15 protein-coding genes and 4 pseudogenes are annotated in these 17,977 nt (G+C 42.9%); 10 read left to right on the top strand and 9 right to left on the bottom strand.

Features of this window, described 5'->3' with window-relative positions:
• The first annotated feature begins 569 nt into the window (after positions 1-569).
• The 3 genes and pseudogenes from AAKU61_RS20035 to AAKU61_RS22825 all read left to right on the top strand — a co-directional run bounded on the left by AAKU61_RS20035 (position 570) and on the right by AAKU61_RS22825 (position 5,461).
• Complete coding sequence (locus AAKU61_RS20035; RefSeq protein ID WP_322121751.1) at positions 570-3,611, top strand: chemotaxis protein CheB; 3,042 nt, start codon at positions 570-572, stop codon at positions 3,609-3,611.
• Positions 3,608-4,495: pseudogene (locus AAKU61_RS22830) on the top strand (sensor histidine kinase); the annotation flags it as partial. The gene AAKU61_RS20035 and the pseudogene AAKU61_RS22830, both read left to right, overlap by 4 nt.
• A gap of 156 nt (positions 4,496-4,651) precedes the next feature.
• Positions 4,652-5,461 (top strand): ATP-binding protein, encoded by an 810-nt coding sequence (locus AAKU61_RS22825; RefSeq protein WP_503012665.1) that lies wholly within the window; start codon positions 4,652-4,654, stop codon positions 5,459-5,461.
• Here the strand turns inward: AAKU61_RS22825 and AAKU61_RS20025 are convergent.
• The 3 genes from AAKU61_RS20025 to AAKU61_RS20015 form a co-directional block, all read right to left on the bottom strand.
• The gene (locus AAKU61_RS20025; RefSeq protein WP_354335125.1) at positions 5,415-6,011 is read right to left on the bottom strand and encodes a chemotaxis protein CheB; all 597 of its coding nucleotides are present in this window, start codon (positions 6,009-6,011) and stop codon (positions 5,415-5,417) included. The two genes, AAKU61_RS22825 and AAKU61_RS20025, sit on opposite strands and share 47 nt — an antisense overlap.
• Positions 6,012-6,169: 158 nt before the next feature.
• On the bottom strand, positions 6,170-6,349 hold the full coding sequence (locus AAKU61_RS20020) for a diguanylate cyclase domain-containing protein (RefSeq protein WP_354335123.1): 180 nt from the start codon (positions 6,347-6,349) through the stop codon (positions 6,170-6,172).
• 279 nt (positions 6,350-6,628) lie between these two features.
• Positions 6,629-7,942, bottom strand: a complete 1,314-nt coding sequence (locus AAKU61_RS20015) for a PQQ-dependent sugar dehydrogenase (protein ID WP_416200171.1) — start codon at positions 7,940-7,942, stop codon at positions 6,629-6,631.
• Positions 7,943-8,305: 363 nt separating this feature from the next.
• On the opposite strand from AAKU61_RS20015, the gene AAKU61_RS20010 reads away from it, so the two are divergent.
• The 5 genes and pseudogenes from AAKU61_RS20010 (at position 8,306) to AAKU61_RS19990 (ending at position 10,388) form a co-directional block, all read left to right on the top strand.
• On the top strand, positions 8,306-8,683 hold the full coding sequence (locus AAKU61_RS20010; RefSeq protein ID WP_354335121.1) for a hypothetical protein: 378 nt from the start codon (positions 8,306-8,308) through the stop codon (positions 8,681-8,683).
• A gap of 43 nt (positions 8,684-8,726) precedes the next feature.
• Positions 8,727-9,254, top strand: a complete 528-nt coding sequence (locus tag AAKU61_RS20005; protein ID WP_354335119.1) for an RAD55 family ATPase — start codon at positions 8,727-8,729, stop codon at positions 9,252-9,254.
• Positions 9,235-9,363: pseudogene (locus AAKU61_RS20000) on the top strand (hypothetical protein); the annotation flags it as partial. The gene AAKU61_RS20005 and the pseudogene AAKU61_RS20000, both read left to right, overlap by 20 nt.
• A gap of 90 nt (positions 9,364-9,453) precedes the next feature.
• Entirely contained in the window at positions 9,454-10,035 is a 582-nt protein-coding gene (locus AAKU61_RS19995) for an RAD55 family ATPase (protein WP_354335129.1), read from the top strand.
• A gap of 86 nt (positions 10,036-10,121) precedes the next feature.
• Positions 10,122-10,388, top strand: coding sequence for a hypothetical protein (locus AAKU61_RS19990; RefSeq protein ID WP_322121745.1), 267 nt, complete (start codon positions 10,122-10,124; stop codon positions 10,386-10,388).
• 96 nt (positions 10,389-10,484) lie between these two features.
• On the opposite strand, the gene tkt is transcribed toward AAKU61_RS19990, so the two are convergent.
• From tkt to AAKU61_RS22820, 6 genes and pseudogenes are all read right to left on the bottom strand, one after another.
• Positions 10,485-12,626 carry a transketolase gene (gene tkt, locus AAKU61_RS19985; RefSeq protein ID WP_322121744.1) on the bottom strand — a complete coding sequence of 714 codons (2,142 nt, stop codon included), beginning with the start codon at positions 12,624-12,626 and terminating at the stop codon, positions 10,485-10,487.
• A gap of 84 nt (positions 12,627-12,710) precedes the next feature.
• Positions 12,711-13,832: a transaldolase gene (gene tal / locus AAKU61_RS19980; protein ID WP_322121743.1), complete on the bottom strand. Its 1,122-nt coding sequence runs from the start codon at positions 13,830-13,832 to the stop codon at positions 12,711-12,713.
• A 316-nt stretch (positions 13,833-14,148) separates the two neighbouring features.
• The gene (locus AAKU61_RS19975) at positions 14,149-14,802 is read right to left on the bottom strand and encodes a BON domain-containing protein (protein ID WP_322121742.1); all 654 of its coding nucleotides are present in this window, start codon (positions 14,800-14,802) and stop codon (positions 14,149-14,151) included.
• A gap of 73 nt (positions 14,803-14,875) precedes the next feature.
• Positions 14,876-15,094: a heavy metal-associated domain-containing protein gene (locus AAKU61_RS19970; protein WP_322121741.1), complete on the bottom strand. Its 219-nt coding sequence runs from the start codon at positions 15,092-15,094 to the stop codon at positions 14,876-14,878.
• Positions 15,095-15,363: 269 nt separating this feature from the next.
• Positions 15,364-16,233 (bottom strand): annotated as a pseudogene (locus AAKU61_RS19965) (cation diffusion facilitator family transporter); the annotation flags it as partial.
• A gap of 365 nt (positions 16,234-16,598) precedes the next feature.
• A pseudogene (locus AAKU61_RS22820) lies at positions 16,599-16,757 on the bottom strand (VIT1/CCC1 transporter family protein); the annotation flags it as partial.
• Positions 16,758-17,318: 561 nt separating this feature from the next.
• On the opposite strand from AAKU61_RS22820, the gene AAKU61_RS19955 reads away from it, so the two are divergent.
• Complete coding sequence (locus AAKU61_RS19955; RefSeq protein WP_322121740.1) at positions 17,319-17,498, top strand: hypothetical protein; 180 nt, start codon at positions 17,319-17,321, stop codon at positions 17,496-17,498.
• Positions 17,499-17,616: 118 nt separating this feature from the next.
• On the top strand, positions 17,617-17,943 hold the full coding sequence (locus tag AAKU61_RS19950; RefSeq protein WP_354335115.1) for a hypothetical protein: 327 nt from the start codon (positions 17,617-17,619) through the stop codon (positions 17,941-17,943).
• The last annotated feature ends 34 nt before the right edge of the window (positions 17,944-17,977 follow it).

The following is a 17,977-nucleotide window of genomic DNA, read 5'->3' as shown; positions in this document are numbered from 1 at the left end:
GATTAAAATTTCCCTTGGCTCTCGCAGTCCACTAGAATATCGCGAGAGTCTCGGCTTAACGACATAAATCAGTCCAAGTTTTTATCCGCACCCCCGCCATGATCCTTCGTTTGAATCACCTCGCGCAGCGTTACCGACAACATTTTTTTAGGAACGCAATGACGTTAAGTCGATTGCGATAGTGGTTTTCGCGGCCTGATTGCTCTGTGTTATTCGAAAGCTGGCTAACTAACTTTGGTTGGAATGAATAGCGTGCCGATGTATTGCGTATAGGTCTTTATCGTCAAATTTAAAAATTAAAAAATCTATAGTTCCTCTTACACCGTAGGATCTTTTTTTGAAAAAAGAAGTTATACCTGAGTAGCCCAAGATTACTTTATCGAAGGGAAGCAGTCTCACCCGGCGAGAAGAATTCGACTTGTTTTGTATCAAGCCAGTGGATGTGCGTTTACAAAAAGTACAGTGTCGTGTGAACATCATAAATTTTGCGGAGCTTTAAAAAAAATATTAAAAAAGAACTAAAAGCTCTATACTCAGCGATTACGCTCCCCGGCGTTGTGGAGATGCTCGTGCCCGCAAAAAAAATTATCAAAGACACTTTAACTGAAACTAGTGAGGTGATGGCTCTATCTGAGATGCCCTCTAGTTTGACATCAACCGCACCAGATATAGCCTTTCCTATCGTTGGTATCGGAGCCTCTGCAGGCGGATTAGAGTCCTTCGAACAGTTCTTTTCTGGCTTTCCGGCAGATGCGGAACCTTCGATGGCATTTGTCCTGGTACAACATTTGGCTCCTGACCATAAAAGTCTGTTAACCGACCTAATACGGCGTTGCACGCATTTCGAAGTGTTCGAAGCGGAAGACGGCATGGAAGTTCGCCAAAACTGTGTCTATGTTATTCCACCAAATTTCGATATGGCGTTTCTAAACGGTGTATTGCATTTGCTAGAACCGTCGGCGCCACGCGGACAAAGACTACCGATTGATTTTTTCTTCCGCTCTCTGGCTAACGATCAGCGTAAAAACGCGATTGGAATTGTATTGTCCGGCACTGGAAGTGATGGCACTTTAGGTGCGCGAGCCATCAAAGGTGAGGGAGGAATGCTAATGTCACAAACACCCGAGTCCAGCGAATTTGATGGCATGCCGCGAAGTGTAATTGCGACCGGGTTGACTGATTATATTTTACCATCTGCGGAGATGGCGGCACAGCTTATCACCTATGTCAAACATGCCTATGGAAAGCTTCATCGGCATCCTGCGGTAGATTCACCCCATACAGAAAGCGCTTTAAAGAAGATTTTCATTCTTTTGCGCTCACAGACCAACCACGATTTTTCCAACTATAAACCAAGTACCATCAATCGCCGTATTAAGCGCCGCATGGCTGTTCATCAGATCAACGACATCGACAGTTATGTTAAGTATCTGCAAAAAACGCCGCCTGAGGCGGTGGCCTTGTTTCGTGATCTGCTCATAGGTGTAACTAATTTTTTCCGCGACCCTGACGTATTTGAAGTTCTAGAGCATGAAATCATTCCGCGACTATTTGCCGATAAACCCCCTGGTGCCGTTATAAGAGTTTGGTCAACGGGGTGCTCTACGGGTGAGGAAGCATATTCGATCGCCATTTTGCTTCAAGAACGAATAGAAAAACTGAAGCAAAATTATAGTGTGCAAGTTTTTGCAACCGATATCGACAGCCGCGCAATCGCTATCGCTCGTGCAGGTTTGTATCCGATTAGTATCGCTGCAGACATTAGCCCAGAAAGGCTGGCACACTATTTTTCGCTCGAGCCCGATGGTAACTACTTCCGCATTCATAAAAGTATCCGAGACATGCTAGTGTTTTCTGAACAGGATTTAATTAAAGACCCTCCCTTCTCCCGACTGGATTTAATAAGTTGCCGTAACCTGCTGATTTACCTAGGAATGCCTTTGCAAAAAAAATTGATTCCCTTATTCCATTATGCTTTAAAGAAAAATGGGATTCTCTTATTAGGCACTTCCGAGGGTATAGGTGATTTTATCGAATTGTTCAAAATATTAGATCGCAAAGCAAAGTTGTTTCAGCGCAAGGATGATCGCCTTGAGGGACATAATTGGAACTTGCTGCGAACTATTTCACCCACTGCGTATGCTAACCAAACTCAAATTGCAGGAATAAAGAAAATGGAATTTCCAGCAAAATTACAATTGCGAGAGCTGACGGAGCAGGCGCTCTTGCAGCAACTTGCGCCCGTATGCGCACTTGTCAACTGGCATGGTGACATACTCTATTTACATGGCCGCACCGGAAAATATCTGGAACCAACACCAGGTGAAGTTGGTACCAATAATATTTTGAAAATGGCACGTGATGGCTTACGGAGTGATTTAACGTTATCACTGCAAAAAGCCACTGTCACTAAAGAAACGGCGCGCTGTTCTGGCTTACTGGTAAAAACTAACGGCCACTATACGTTGGTTAATTTAATCGTTTGCCCGGTATCGACTGGCTCAGCGACGACAGCAGAGGCATATTTATACTTGGTTATTCTTGAAGATGTGACAGCCGATTCCTCAGAGCGTTCCTTGCCAGTCGATGATTCCCCCATAGATGAAAAAATCAATTTGGATGTGGATACAGAGTCACGCATCACTTTGCTCAAACAAGAATTGCGAGCGAAGGACGAATATTTGCAGAGTACTCGCGAAGAACTAGAGAGTTCCAATGAAGAGCTAAAGTCTTCAAATGAAGAGATGCAATCTGTGAATGAAGAACTTCAAAGTACGAATGAGGAATTGGAAACCTCAAAGGAAGAGTTACAATCTGTGAATGAAGAATTGGCTACGGTCAATCATGAGTTACAGACCAAAATTCTGAGTTTGTCTCGTGCAAATAATGATATGAACAATCTTATGGCTGGTACTGGTATTGGTACGGTGTTTGTAGATTTTAAATTACACATCTTGCGATTTACTCCAGCAGCCAGCACCATCATTAACTTGATACCTTCGGATATAGGGCGCCCGGTCGCGCATATTGTCTCGAATTTGGTGGGCTATGACGGCTTGGTATCGGATACGCAAACTGTACTTGATACGCTAGCTGTTAAAGAGATTACCGTACAAACTACCATGGGGCGCTGGTACAACATGCGGATACAACCTTACCGCACACTTGATAATGTGATCGAAGGAGCTGTAGTCTCTTTTGTCGATATTACGGAAATCGTGCAAACACGCGATGCGCTTCACAAAGCCACTGAGTTGCTCCGTCTAGCGGTGGTAGTACGTGATGCCTACGATGCAATTACCATGCAAGACTTGAATGGCCGCATACTAGCCTGGAATCAGGGTGCAGTGAGGATGTACGGATGGACCGAGGCAGAGGCGCTATTGATGAATACAGCCGAACGTATTCCAGAGAACTTGCGTGCCGAAGCGCTTACTAAGGTGCAAGAACTCAGTCAAGCGGAGATTTTGGAGCCGTATCTTACTCAAAGACGCACTAAACTAGATGAGATAGTTGAAGTCTCTATTACGTCCACGGCTTTAATTAAAGAAAATGGTGAAATATATGCTATTGCGACTACCGAACGAATTGTCGGGAAGATGCTCCCATGAGCTCACATGAAAAGGATAGTCAATGTTCCGACAGGCCGGCAGAAATGCCTTCAGACGAGGGAGAAAATGACCATAGCATTCTTTCACAAAGGGAACGAGCCGAAGCCCACATTAGGCTAAATCCGGTATCTCGGCTCGAAGAAATTAATAACGGGCAGCATTTGCTGCATGAACTCCGAGTGCATCAAGTTGAGCTTGAAATGCAGAACGAGGAACTACGTGAGGCACAATTGGCACTGGCTCTGGCTAGAGATCGTTATTTTGATTTATATGATCTTGCACCCGTCGGATATTGCACAATAAGTGAACTTGGATTGATCAAGGAAACCAATCTGACTGCTGCCAGCCTATTTAGTATGACGCGTGGGAAACTAATCAATCAACCGATATCACGACTAATATTGAAAGATGATCAGGATATTTATTACTTACATCATAAACAGCTGATTGTAAGTGGAGAGTCTCAATCTTTTGATTTAAGAATGGTCAATGAAAATGGCGGGCCATTTTGGGGGCATATCACTACCACGCTCGGTCGAGATATTGAAGGCGGGAGTGAATTGCGTGCGGTGCTTTCCGACGTCACAGAACGTAAACAGGCAGAAATTAGAAATGCTCAGTTACAGCAAGATCTCGAAGAGAGAAATCGGGAGCTCGATCGCATCCGGATAGTCGCAGATAAAGCCAATCGGGCAAAATCTGATTTTTTGTCTAGTATGAGTCATGAGCTAAGGACACCCCTGCATGCCATCCTTGGCTTCAGTCAACTATTGGCCTCAGGTTTGCCACCTCCAACGTCAGAACAATCGCAAAGCATTGATCAAGTCTCAAAAGCAGGGTGGCACTTGCTTGAATTAGTCAATGAAATCCTCGATCTTGCAGTAATCGACTCCGGGAAGATAACTTTGTCCATTGAGCTAGTATCTGTAACGGAACTCATTACTGAATGCGAGGCAATGGTGCTGCCGCTAGCGCAACAACGCGGAATCAAGATAGTCGTACCTGTTGAAAATAGCCGAGATTTTATATTGGCAGATCCCGTGCGCATCAAACAAATTCTCATCAATTTGCTCTCGAATGCGATTAAATATAATCTGCCGGGCGGAGAGGTTGCAATAATTTGTTCTACAAGCACTTCTGGACGCCTTCGTATTAATGTAAATGATACTGGGGGAGGATTAACGCCCGCGAAACTCAACCAACTCTTTCAGCCGTTTAATCGACTTGGTCAAGAGGCAGGCAATGAAGGGGGAACAGGTATCGGACTGATAGTCTGTAAACGACTGATTGAATTGATGGGAGGAACGATCGGGGTCGAAAGCGTACTTGGTAAGGGCAGTTCCTTCTGGGTGGAATTAGACACCTCGTTGCAGTCGTATAGTACGGCGGAAAATATGTTGCCAATGCCCAATTCAGAAAAACTTAAAGCAAATTCTGTCACATCGGATGAATGCGTGATCCCAAGCAAGTTGTACACTTTGCTGTACGTGGAAGACAATTTGGCGAACCTTAAACTCATCGAAGCGATTGTCGCGCGACGCCCAGCTATTATTCTAGTGAGCGCCCCAAACGGACTAAAAGGAATCGAAATAGCGACTCAAATAGTCCCCGATATTATTCTGATAGATATCGACTTACCTGACATGAACGGAAAGGAAGTACTCCATATCTTGAGAAAAAATCCAGCTACTTCTCATATTCCTATTATCGCGCTTAGCGCCAACGCAATGCGCAATGACATTGAAACTGGTTTAAAAGCAGGATTCCTTCAGTATCTCACCAAGCCAATTAAGATAAAGGAATTTATGGAAACGATTGATGTTTATCTTGAAGTGCAGCCTGAGCTATAGTTATTATTTGAACTGCTATGTCTTCGGGGGACAAGACAAAATTGATACAGCCACTGCTAATCGCTGCGTCAGGCATATCGGGTTGCGCAGCGGTATCTAATTTCTGGGCGATAGTAATACCACCTACTTGCTGAATGCCACATAGTGCTGCAGCGCCATCGCCATCAAAGCCAGAAACGATTACTGCGATGAGTTTTCCATTCCAATATTGTGTGAGCGAACGCAAAAAAACTGTGATGACGTCTGGCCACCCTCGAGGTTTCGAAATTACCTCTAGGTGAAACTGTTCGTTTTTTACGTGAAGATCTTTATTTTCCGGTATTACATAAACATGATTTTTTTCTATAAGTAAGCCTTCACTAATTAGATTAACTGGCATTTTGGTGAAGTTGGGAAGAATTTCGTGAAGCTGAGTTGGCATGCTTCGCATGTGATTCACGATCACGATAGCAACACCCATGTCAGGCGGAAGGTTTTTTAGTAGTCGGATATAGGCATCCAGACCTCCTGCAGAACCGCCTATACAGACAATGGGAAAGTTGCTTATCAAAGTATTCCTTCTTATATTGGTTGAAAAATATTTTTAGTTAGTCAAGAGAAAAATCTTTAGCTCGCGAAAGACAGTTTCATAAAATCTTTTTAAAAATTGTTATATCGTCCAAATATACCTACCCAAATTCACAAAATTCTTCCCATTCAAGGCTCTGTCTAAATTACTTGAGTGTCCATATTGCTGCGAAAAAATTCGTCAGTATTCCTGATCCCGGTTTTAGCAAAATACATGGTAGTGTCTGGATTTTTATTCAGCGTATCTGCATCTTGCCCATCATTAGGATAGAGGCTTATCCCAATGCTAGCTTTCACACATAAATATTTTTCTGCATGCAATACAGGTTGAAGAAAGGCTACTCGTCACGGTGAATAAAGCGATATTACCTTTGCTAAAAGCGGGATAAATTGACCTAGACCTGATATTGACTTTAGACCCGTATTTTGACCTTCTATAAGAGGGCGGCAATTTCTGATCGGCGAAAATACAATGTAGTTAATGGATAACCGAACAATCACTTTTTTTGCCAAAGGCTAGTAATTTCTGTAATGCACATAGTTTTCGACATGGCTTGGCAGAAGTCATACTATTTTTTATTTTGTTAAAACATGCCAGAATCATTTATTGATACGCCAAATAACATTACCTACATCATCAGCCACAAGTAACGCCCCTTTTTTATCAACCGCTACCCCCACAGGTCGCCCATACGCTTCATGATTTCTACTTAGAAAGCCAGTCAGGAAGTCCTCAACCGCACCAGTGGGTTGACCATTTACAAACGGAACAAAGATCACTTTGTAGCCACTATGTAACTTCCTATTCCAAGATCCATGTTGTCCAATAAATGCTCCGTTTTTATAATGAGGAGAAAATAAGTTGGCATCATAAAAAGTGAGACCTAAAGATGCCGTATGCGCACCTAATGCAAAATCCGGCTTGATTGCACTCTCCACTAAGTCAGGTCGTTGCGGAGTCACCCGTGTATCGATGTTCTGTCCAAAATAACAGTATGGCCAGCCATAAAAAGCACCGTCTTTTACAGAGGTCATGTAGTCAGGTACCAGGTCGTCTCCCAATTCATCCCGCTCGTTAACAGCAGTCCACAAACTGCCGTTTTCTGGCTGCCAGGCCATCCCCACTGGATTACGTAATCCAGAGGCGAACACTCGAACTGCCCCTGTTTTGATCGTGATTTCCAAAATATCAGCGCGATTGGTTTCTGCTTCTATGCCGTTTTCACCCACATTACTATTCGATCCAACACTCACGTATAAACGAGTACCATCTCGGCTAGCAATAATATTTTTCGTCCAATGATGGTTAATTGTTCCAGCAGGAAGATCAGCGATTTTCACCGGCTTTGAGGTAATTTTTGTATCGCCTTCTTTATACGGAAAACGTAACACAGCATCAGTGTCGGCGATATACAAATCCTCGCCCACTAATGCCATACCGAAGGGTGAATTTAAACCTTCTAAGAATGCTGTTTTTATTTCTGCGACACCTTCCTTATTAATACCTCTTAATAATGTAATTCGATTTGCACTGGCCACTCCAGCGCCGGCTTTTTTCATGACTTTTTTCATCACAAAGCCTTTGATACCTTTGCTATCGTCAGGCTTGGGAGGTGCATTGGTTTCTGCAACTAGAACATCACCATTAGGAAGAACATAAAGCCACCGTGGGTGATCAAGATTGACGCTGAAAGCAGTAACTGAAAAGCCTGGAGGCGCGACAGGTTTCATGCCTAATGGCCACCCGATTGCGGGTGCGATATTAACCGTGGGTATTAGTTGCTTTTGGGGTTTCGGTAAAGTCGGGTTACTTCCCATTCGTGCCATATCGTTGACTGTTTGCGACAACACGCTTTCACCCCCAAAAAAACTAATTAGTAGAAAAAATGGAGTCACTATTTTTGTATGGCGCATGATTTTTTCCCAATATAGAGATATTTATCGAGCATAAAAGAATTAAACAATTCGATTTGTGCAGTACCACACATTGATGCCTATATTTTTTCATACACTCTGACTACTAAATATGAAAATTCAAAAATTCGATGCGTAATTGGATAAAAGTATTTTTAAATTTCAACTCTATCTGTTCGATAGAGCACAGACCGACTTAGTTCTTACGCGTACCTTTTTTTGCTCTTGCTAACTTTTTAATGAGTCCTACCACTTTTTGTTCCCAAATTAATGGAAAAACTTTAAAGGTAGAACCGTAAATTCAAATTTCTTAGGACACATCCAACAATATTAACCTACAGCTAAATTACGGAATTGATCCAAATGGAAACGAATATATCTGCGATGCACCAAATGATTAAAAATAGGGCAGATTCCATTGCTGAGCAAGGTTCAGCCGGTACTGTAATTTTATGGGAGCAAATCGCATTTAATATTATTGAAGTCATAGGCGAAACGGGTTTTGACTCTCTTTACGCAAGAAGTATTTATCTGGCTAGGATTGAATCACTATTGATTCCCTGTGATGTTCCTTTAACGGAAGATCACAAAAATAATCGATTCTACGATCTTGAGAAAAGCTTTCAGGGCAGAACCAATGCCCAAATAAACGAAACAAATATCGTGCTTTTGACGACGCTGGCTGACGTTTTATCTTCATTAATAGGTGAACATTTAACAGTTCTGATACTACGAGTTTAGTACGTAAATAGTAATTTGCGCGACATTAACCTAGGGCTAAAAAATGAATGAAAAAGTAAATATTCGCCAATTAAAAACTGGCGTACCAGGGCTCGACAATTTGCTGGGCGGAGGTATCCCTGAGTTTTCATTCAATCTCATTGCGGGTGCTCCAGGCAGTGGGAAAACCACTCTTGCACACCAAATTATGTTTTCACTAGCTAGTCCTGATAATCGTGCGTTGTTCTTTACGACATCGGGAGAACCAGCAATAAAAATGCTTCGATACCAACAGCAATTTCCTTTTTTTGATCTAGAGAAAGTGAGAGAGTCAATTCACTTTATTAATTTATCGGTCGAACTGATGGAGGAAAGTTTTAACAGCGTGCTGAAGCGCATCGAAAAAGAAGTAAAAAATTATTCTCCGGGTCTGATATTTGTTGATTCCTTTAGGTCAGTCATCGACTCCGACAATGAAAATATCAGCCATACATCCTCTTTACAGCAGTTTGTACAGAAGCTGGGAATACAAATGTCTAGTTGGCAAGCAACTACCTTTTTGATAGGGGAATATGTGGGTACCCGGATCTGAGCCCAGTCCAGTTTTTACTATTGCAGACGGAATAATTTGGTTATCCCAAAATTTGCACCGGAACTCCGTCGTACGCAAAATCCAAGTAATTAAGTTGCGTGGTCATGCTCACGCTCCCGGCTTACATACATTTCGCATAAGTAATCTAGGAATCCAAATTTATCCACGAGCCATCATTAATCCTGGCGAGACAGTGAGTTTGTCGACAACTTCCTCTGTGACAGATAAGCGAATTTCTGTAGGAGTCAAAGGTTTGGACGTGATGCTGGGTGGTGGACTACCCATGGGCTATTCACTTTTAGTAGTCGGACCCTCGGGCTCGGGGAAAACAATATTAGCTACGGAATTTTTGGCTGAGGGTGTGCGAAATGGCGAGAAAGGGGTCATTGCCGCATTCGAGAAAAGTCCAAGCCAACTATTAAGTGGTCAGTTAAATTCTTTAGTAAGAGACATGAAAGTAGGTGTTATCGACACAAGGTCGCTCGATCTGTCTATTGATCAGACACTCCACGACTTGATAGATATGATTAAAAAATTGCAAGCCAAGCGTGTTGTGATCGATTCTTTGTCCGGGTTTGAATTAGCCTTGGCACCGGAATTTCAAGAAGACTTTAGAGGATCACTTTATAGAATGATTGCAGAACTGACTGGTATGGGTGTAACCATTTTGATGACCTCCGAATTAGAAGATCGATATGCCGATTTACGTTTTAGTCCCTTTGGCAGCGCATTTTTAGCAGATGCTATCGTCATGCAAAGATATATTGTTATGAAAGACTAGAGTTTGTAAGTTTGTTAAAAGCTGCTGTTTTAACAAAAACCAGTAAAAAATTTAAGTAATTTGATACTTTAATTTTGGAAAATATCATGACTAAAAAAAATGGCAACGAATACGGGAAAGACTTAACCATCAAGAAACTTATTCCACAATTACCTCATGAACGTGATGAGAGTGTCGAACAGCATCCAAGCAAGCCAAATAAAAAAATGAAGCAGGCTTTTGTCGATTTAAATAATGGATTAGTTGATACAGATTTGCACGGAGAACGGGGAGTGGAGGAGGTAGTCAAATTTGACGTGAAGCACAAATTAAAATTAGCAAAAAAATTACCTAGTTTCAAACTGCATCGTTAACAGGCAACCAATTTAACCAGCGTACTTAAAACAAAAAATATAGTGCAAAGTTAAACCAGATTACGTCACCTCAAAAGATAAGATAAGACGTAATTTTCATTTGCGATCTAAAATAATTTGTACTTTGGCAGAGGCGACGACATGCTCCGTCTCAAGTCCAAATTGTCTTAACAACACTTTCATCGGGGCAGAGATACCAAAGGTATGCAAGCCTAAAATACTACCGTCCAAACCGACGTAGCGCTCCCATCCAAATGTTGAGGCCGCCTCTACAACGAGTCTTGCTTTGATTGACGGAGGCAGTATTTTATCTTTGTAGGATTGCGGTTGGCTTTCAAATAGTTCCCATGATGGCATGCTGATGACGCGAGCATGTATGCCCTCACTCTTTAACTGTTCGTATGCTTTAATACAAAGTCCTACCTCGCTGCCTGTTGCGATCAGCAGTACATCCACTTGACCACCTGGAGCGTCCGCCAAAATATAGGCGCCTTGAGCAAGACCATTCGCGCTGGCATAGATAGAACGATCCAAGGTAGGTACCGTTTGCCGTGTCAATACCAAACAAACAGGTGTTTGTTTTAGCTGCATTATTACTCGCCAGGCTTCCACCACCTCATTCGCATCTGCTGGCCGCAACACCACCATGCCTGGCATGGCGCGAAGCGAGGCGAGTTGCTCTATCGGTTGATGAGTGGGGCCATCCTCTCCCATACCAATCGAATCATGCGTCCAGATATAAATTAAAGGTAGCTCCATCATCGCGCTGAGTCGAAGTGCGGCGCGACAATAGTCAGTAAAGATGAGAAAACTAGAGGTAAACGGACGCAAGCCGTATAAACTCATCCCATTCCCAATGGCACACATTGCATGCTCACGCACACCAAAATGAAAATTACGTCCTGCATAATTGCCTTCCTGTGCTTGACCAATCGCTTGAAAATTACTCGGTGCCAGTAAGTTGAGTTGAGTTTTAGTCGACGGCGACAGATCAGCAGCCCCACCCAATAGCCAAGGTATTTTGCGTGCCAGCCCATTCAATAGAACACTTGATGAATCACGCGTAGCAAGACCCTTTTCATCAGCATCAAAAATGGGTAAGGCCGTCTCCCAGCCTTCAGGCAGATTACGCTCTTGCATGAGATCAATTTCTGAGGCTAACGCAGGATATTCCTGGCGATAGGCCAACATCAACGTGTTCCAAGCCGCATGAGCTAATACACCACGCGATGCGAATCGCTTTTTAAAATGATCAATCACCCCTTCAGGTACATCAAATTGTAAATCAGGTTTAAATCCATAGAATAGTTTTGTCAGACGGACTTCATCTTCACCTAAAGGCTCTCCATGGGCTTCGCGCGTATCCTGCTTATGCGGTGCGCCGTAGCCAATGTGGCTTTCGACAATGATGAGAGTAGGTCTGTCCTCATTTTCGTCATGCGTTTGTTGCTGATGCTCTTCTCGTTTATCTGAATCTGCAAAGATCTGATAAGCCTTTGTTAAGGCAGTCAAATTATTAGCATTCTTGACTTTGAGTACCTGCCAACCATAAGCGACGAAGCGAGCCGCAACATTTTCCGTAAAAGTGATTGAGGTCGCTCCTTCAATACTGATGTTGTTGTCATCATAAATCCAGCACAGATTAGATAATTTCAGATGCCCCGCCAGCGATGCCGCCTCGCTGCTGACGCCTTCCATCATGTCGCCATCACCACATAAAGCATATATATGATGGTTGAATAGATCAAAGCCAGGGCGATTGTAGGTCGCAGCTAACCAGCGCTCTGAGATCGCCATGCCGACACTGCTTGCCAACCCTTGCCCTAGCGGCCCTGTAGTAGTTTCAACTCCAGAAGTCCAGCCGTATTCAGGGTGTCCGGTGCAGCGACTTCCTGCTTGTCGAAAACTCTTTAAATCCTCCAGAGTGACTGCCAGCCGATCGCCGGGTGGATAACTTGACGACTGAGCTTTTATCCCTGTCAGATGAAGTAAGCTGTATAGCAAAGCACAGGCGTGACCAGCGGATAAGACAAAACGATCACGATTAATCCATTGCGAGTCTTCAGGATCATACCGTAAAAAATATTGCCACAAACAATACGCAGTTGGCGCTGCGCCCATTGGGGTGCCAGGGTGACCTGACTGGGCTTTTTGTACTGCATCAATTGATAAAGTACGTAAGGTATTAATACATCGCTCATCGATTTCCAGCTCAGAAAATTGCTCAGACTCGTTCAATTTAAACTCCAGGTAAGAAATCCTAAAGAGCTATCGGACGCAGCTTGGAAAATGAGATCGCTCACAAAAGTACGCTTAGTAGGCTTATTCACCGGAGTTGCTACTTTCCCACTGTTCCGAAATTTCAACATTCGCAAGCTTTCGTCCCTTTTCGTTAATTATTGAAAGCAAAGCCTCCCAAGACTTGACGAATGACGCAACTCCTTCAACTTGCAGTCGCTCCGCCAGAGCTTCGTCATCGACGCCCTCCCGTCTGAATTCTTCTAATACTGCAGAGGCAAGTCCGCCGTCGATAGGTAATACGCTTTCCGGATTACCATGATCTGCGAAGGCAAGTAAGGTTTTTTCAGGAACGGTAACGATACTTCCCGGAGCCACTAAAGCATCGACATACAAGGTATCTGGTGCCGTAAGATCTTTAGTCCCTGTGCTTGCCCACAATAGCCGTTGTGGGCAAGCACCTGATTGCAGGATTTTCTGCCAGCGCACAGATGTCATGAGTATTTGATAGTTTTTATAAATCAGCATCGCCATCACAATGCCCAACTGATTATGGTATTGAGGTGAGATTTCCTGCTTTACCCCAGTGTCCCAGCGGCTGACAAAAACGGACGCTACCGAAAACACTTTCGTGTCAAGACCGGCTGAGATTCGTCTTTCAATACCGCAAAGATAAGCTTCTGCTGCTGCAAGATATTGCTTTACAGAGAATAGTAATGTCACGTTCACTGCTATGCCAGCAAAAATCGATTCTTCGATCGCCTTCAGCCCTGCGGGGGTGCCCGGAATTTTGATGAATAAATTAGGGCAATTTGCTGCTTTATACAAACGCCTAGCTTCTTCAATTGTTCCCTCTGTATCGTTTGCTAACAATGGAGACACCTCCAATGATACCCAGCCATCCACGCTGTCAGTGATCTTAAATATCGGAAGAAGTAATGTTGCTGCGTGTCTTAGATCACTCATCGCCAATTCAAAAAAAATGGCTTCAGTAGACTTTCCCTCTTCCAACTTTTGATGAATATCTGCATCATAAGCAGCGGTATGCCTGATCGCCTGATCAAAAATAGTTGGATTCGAAGTCAATCCCGTGATCGATAACTCTGCCAAGTAGTGCGCTAGGATCCCACTACTCAAAAGATCACGTGTGATATTGTCGAGCCAGAGACTTTGTCCAAGTTGATGCAGTTGTGTTGTAGGTTTCATGGTAGCCAATATGAAAAAAGTTGCTGAAGATTGCCAGGAAGGGTGGGATATTTTCGGACTATGGCGCACTCCAAAAATCTCGGCGTATTAAGTTCCCAATACGTTCAATTACTATCTCAGGGTTTGAGAAATTAACTAAATACTTTGGTCCAATATCGGCATTAAAAGCAGAAACGAGTGAATCTATCGTTTATTCATTATTACTAAGGTATCTACTCCCACATTTTCGATGACGGAACTATAAGCCACGGGGTGGGACTCCAAACGATACAAACAGATACTCGCGACTTAGCAATAAGGCCACTCTTAACAATAATTATTCACGGATAGTGGTTTGATCAACCACATTTTTTACGCCTTGTGTTCCCCAAACTGAATTGACAGCCAGATCACGTTCCAACCAACTATGTACGGTTCCAGACAAAGTGACTTCGTTACCATTAACGGTAACGAAGACTTTTTTTACATCTGTATGAGCACGACGCTCTAATGCCGCTTCAATATCTGATTTGATCGCACTCAATGAGACGTTCGGTTGAATCATAATTTGATCGCTCAATCCGGTAACTCCCATTAGATTACGCACTGCGCCAATCACCGCTTTCCTCTGATACTCCCAATCAACTTCGCCAGTTAAGGTGATAAAGCCATTCTCAACAACGACGCTAACCGCGTCGTTTGGTACATACGTCAACCATTCAAGTGTATATTTTGCAGTACGTGCAATATCGCTATCTGTCCTTTGGTTAGTCCCTGGAAGTCTGACATCGATTTCGACCGCCAATGCCTTAACACCGTAAACGCGCTGCGCTGCTCGCTCTGCATCCCATTTTTCAGTAATGGTCCTGACTTGGCCAGCGAGTGTGACTACTCCATCAGAAACTTCAACTACGATATGAGAAGCATCGACAGACGGTTCCCATTTCAACTCAGCAAGAACGTCCTTTTGAATTTGTGTATCGGTATTCATTTTTGACTTTCATTCAGGTAAAAGAACGATCAGCTTGAGCTGTTATAAAACTCTAATCTGTACGGTGTACTGCTTAGGACAAATGAATGTTGGCGTGGTAACCGAGTCTTTCAATAACCTCTACTACTTGTGATGCGGTTACGCAGGCAGGGTCAGTAGACAAAATCGCTTTTCCGTCACGTAAAGAAAGTGCGGTATTACTTACGCCATCGATCCCTTCAAGCGCGCGATATATTTGCCCTAGGCGAATACCACGGGTCATCCCTTTAGTATCAAAAATAATGATTTCCATTAACATTCTCCATTGTAAAAAATCAGAATCAGTCTAAAAAATCGTAAATGTCCTGCCTGGAGATTTCATTTTGGTTTGTTTTTTTATCATCAGGTGGAAACAAGGTAGGCGCGAAAACAATGCTTGTCTGTGCGCTACCTAACCCAGGTGACGTAATTAAAAAAAGGGGGAAATTAGCAGAATTGAATCAGAGCGAATGGGCAATTGCATCTGATGCGAATGGCACATTTGCTCATCCTAATTTGAACTTAAGGGTATGGACGATATTGCTAGTTAGTTTTTTCTGGCAAAGAATCAAGCAACCCAAAACGTAGCTGCAAAGACTCTTTAAAGGCAGTAGCAGTTTGTGGTTTGACAAAAAAGGTGACGACTTCGGGATGCATTACAAGAATCAGGCGCTCAATATCGACGACCAGAGTTTCAATCTGTGATGTTTTGAGATTATCTGCAAATTCGATACTCATCGCAGCGAGTATTTGATCCGGCGCAAGTTGTACCGTCAATACGCCGTTAGTTGTTACTGACGGCGAGAGTTGATTAGCGATGCTCAGCAATGAAGCACTTAGTTGGTGGTCTGCACGTTCTCCGATCAACAAACTTTTACTTTCCCGTGCCAGCAAGCCTGCGGTGCCTGCGAGTATTGTTCCTATCAAAATAGAAGCGATCCCATCAGACGCCAGTAGACCTAAACTAGTTGCCAGATAAGTGGAAATTACAGCAGTCACAATCCCGATCAATGCCACGCTGTCTTCAAATAGAACAATAAAAGAGGCGGGATCCTTGCTTCGACGAAATGCGTCGTAATATCCGAGTGTACCCTTGGACGCTTTAAACTGGTTCAGTGAGATCAACCAAGACGCACCATCAAACATAAAGGCTAGTCCTAAGACTACATAACTCACGATGGGGTCGGTGATTGACTGAGGCTTCATCAAATGCAAAACACCTTCATAAATTGAGACGCCCGCACCAAGAGCAAATACCAGCAAAGCGACAATAAAACTCCAAAAATAGAGCTCGCGCCCGTAGCCGATTGGGTGCTCTATATCGGCCTGTTGTTCAGCGCGGCGCATGCCATACAGCAGCAATAATTCATTGCCGGTATCCACAAACGAATGAATAGCCTCACTCCACATAGCGGCACTATCGGTTCAAGTAGCAGCGCCAGTTTTGATAATAGTAATTAAAATATTTCCGATCAATGCGGCGTAGATGACCTGCTTTGAAGATACATTCGTTACCATATCAGCTCATGTTCATAATGATTGTGATTTGATGGCTCTCATTGGTAATTTACAGGTCACAATTTGCAATGACAGTTTTACGTTAAATTATTGAACGCTTCCCAATACGTTGCCCACAGCATAGGTTAGAGTCATTGTTAAAGCGCTCCAACCCATCACTCGTACAGATCCTTTCACAACGTTGGCACCGCCAGTATAAGCGGCAAGTCCACCAAGAACCGCCAGAAAACAGATTGAGATCCCGGCAACAGACCAGCTCTTCCGGTTGCCATTGACATTGCACCCGCGACCAGACTCGCCACGCCAGCAACCAAAATACTAGTGTGGCTCGCATTGGAAGCAGCAACACCTAAAATCAAACTGGAGGTGGAGACGATGCCTTCGTTCGCACCGAGGACAGCAGCTGTCAGCCAACTTATATGTTCAAGTTTATGTTGTTCAGGATATTTTTTTCATGATCTTTCGCTACTAAAAATGTCTTATATAGCAATGAAAACAGTATGCAAAAAATATTTTGTTCGGTCATCTTCTTGTCGCCACTTCCTTGGCGAAAGTTAATATTAAATGCAATATTCTCGTACTTTTTATTGGTCTCTTTATACGACTATGTATCAATAAAAAATATATTTAACAGCTATTTATTTAGTTGGTGTCGGCCTCTTCAGCACGCTATTTAATCGGTTTAATATTTTTTCGGTTAAGCGAACTACCGCACAGACGACCTTGGAATATCAAGTTCAATATGGTCTAAGGAAAGATCCAATAGGAGAACCGAGTGCTTTTCGTACCGATTGGGCGGGACGATCTGCCAAAGAAAGCAAGCTACAAATCGAGGATTACGCCCCCACAACAGGTACTTGGCGTAGCTCGGTACCCAAAGTTTAGGTAATTCAAGTAACTAACTCCGTAAAAAGTAGGTAACTTGGACTAAGACGCATGTTGCCTCGAATTACTAAAACCAACTGCAATTGGAGAATTTGATGAAGAACAAACAGACAATAATTATCGCCTCTGCGATAGCCTCATTGACAATATTAACCGTGGTTGGAAAATATCTATCCCGTCAAAAGCAAGTTGAAAAAAAATTAGAGAAAGACGAAATTTCTAAGTGGGACGGCGAGGGAGGCAATTTGCCGACATTAGGTTTCATCAAAACCTAAATAGAGAAAAACTCACTTGAAGATTTTAATTCCTACGGATATTTAATAGATACAAAGACACTTAGTAAATCTGTTAATAATTTTATTTTTCGTACTCATCGATATATTAGGAACCAAAATGACAAGTAATCAAAAATTAGATTTACCAAATATTCATGATGCTGAAAATGCAAGCGCATCGTTAGATTCCGACAAATATGACATGATTGAATTGAGTGACGGTTTAATACCTGATACAAAAAATATTCATGAAAAATCACAGAATTTAGAAGACCAGAAAGCTGATTCAGTTGATCGACTTACATGCGCCTTAGAGGTAAGTATTAAAACATTTGGAGATGTTTCAGAAAAACTATATCTGTCTCAAAAACAAATTTATAAAGTATTGAGGTTCTTGCAAAACGAAACACCGGAGAGTAATTTTATTGCGAGAAGCGCAAAATAGATGAGAAAGGAGCGGCCATTTCTGGCAAGATGAA

The organism is Undibacterium sp. GrIS 1.2, from assembly GCF_040544435.1.
GTDB lineage: Bacteria > Pseudomonadota > Gammaproteobacteria > Burkholderiales > Burkholderiaceae_D > Undibacterium.
This window is presented reverse-complemented; position numbering and strand designations above follow the sequence as displayed.

What these genes read in the sequence shown, in the direction of transcription:
- AAKU61_RS20015 (WP_416200171.1), bottom strand. Translation starts at nt 7,942, where the DNA reads ATGCGCCATACAAAAATAGTGACTCCATTTTTTCTACTAATTAGTTTT.
- AAKU61_RS20010 (WP_354335121.1), top strand. Translation starts at nt 8,306, where the DNA reads ATGGAAACGAATATATCTGCGATGCACCAAATGATTAAAAATAGGGCA.
- AAKU61_RS20005 (WP_354335119.1), top strand. Translation starts at nt 8,727, where the DNA reads ATGAATGAAAAAGTAAATATTCGCCAATTAAAAACTGGCGTACCAGGG.
- AAKU61_RS19990 (WP_322121745.1), top strand. Translation starts at nt 10,122, where the DNA reads ATGACTAAAAAAAATGGCAACGAATACGGGAAAGACTTAACCATCAAG.
- tal (WP_322121743.1), bottom strand. Translation starts at nt 13,832, where the DNA reads ATGAAACCTACAACACAACTGCATCAACTTGGACAAAGTCTCTGGCTC.
- AAKU61_RS19975 (WP_322121742.1), bottom strand. Translation starts at nt 14,802, where the DNA reads ATGAATACCGATACACAAATTCAAAAGGACGTTCTTGCTGAGTTGAAA.
- AAKU61_RS19970 (WP_322121741.1), bottom strand. Translation starts at nt 15,094, where the DNA reads ATGGAAATCATTATTTTTGATACTAAAGGGATGACCCGTGGTATTCGC.
- AAKU61_RS19955 (WP_322121740.1), top strand. Translation starts at nt 17,319, where the DNA reads ATGAAGAACAAACAGACAATAATTATCGCCTCTGCGATAGCCTCATTG.
- AAKU61_RS19950 (WP_354335115.1), top strand. Translation starts at nt 17,617, where the DNA reads ATGACAAGTAATCAAAAATTAGATTTACCAAATATTCATGATGCTGAA.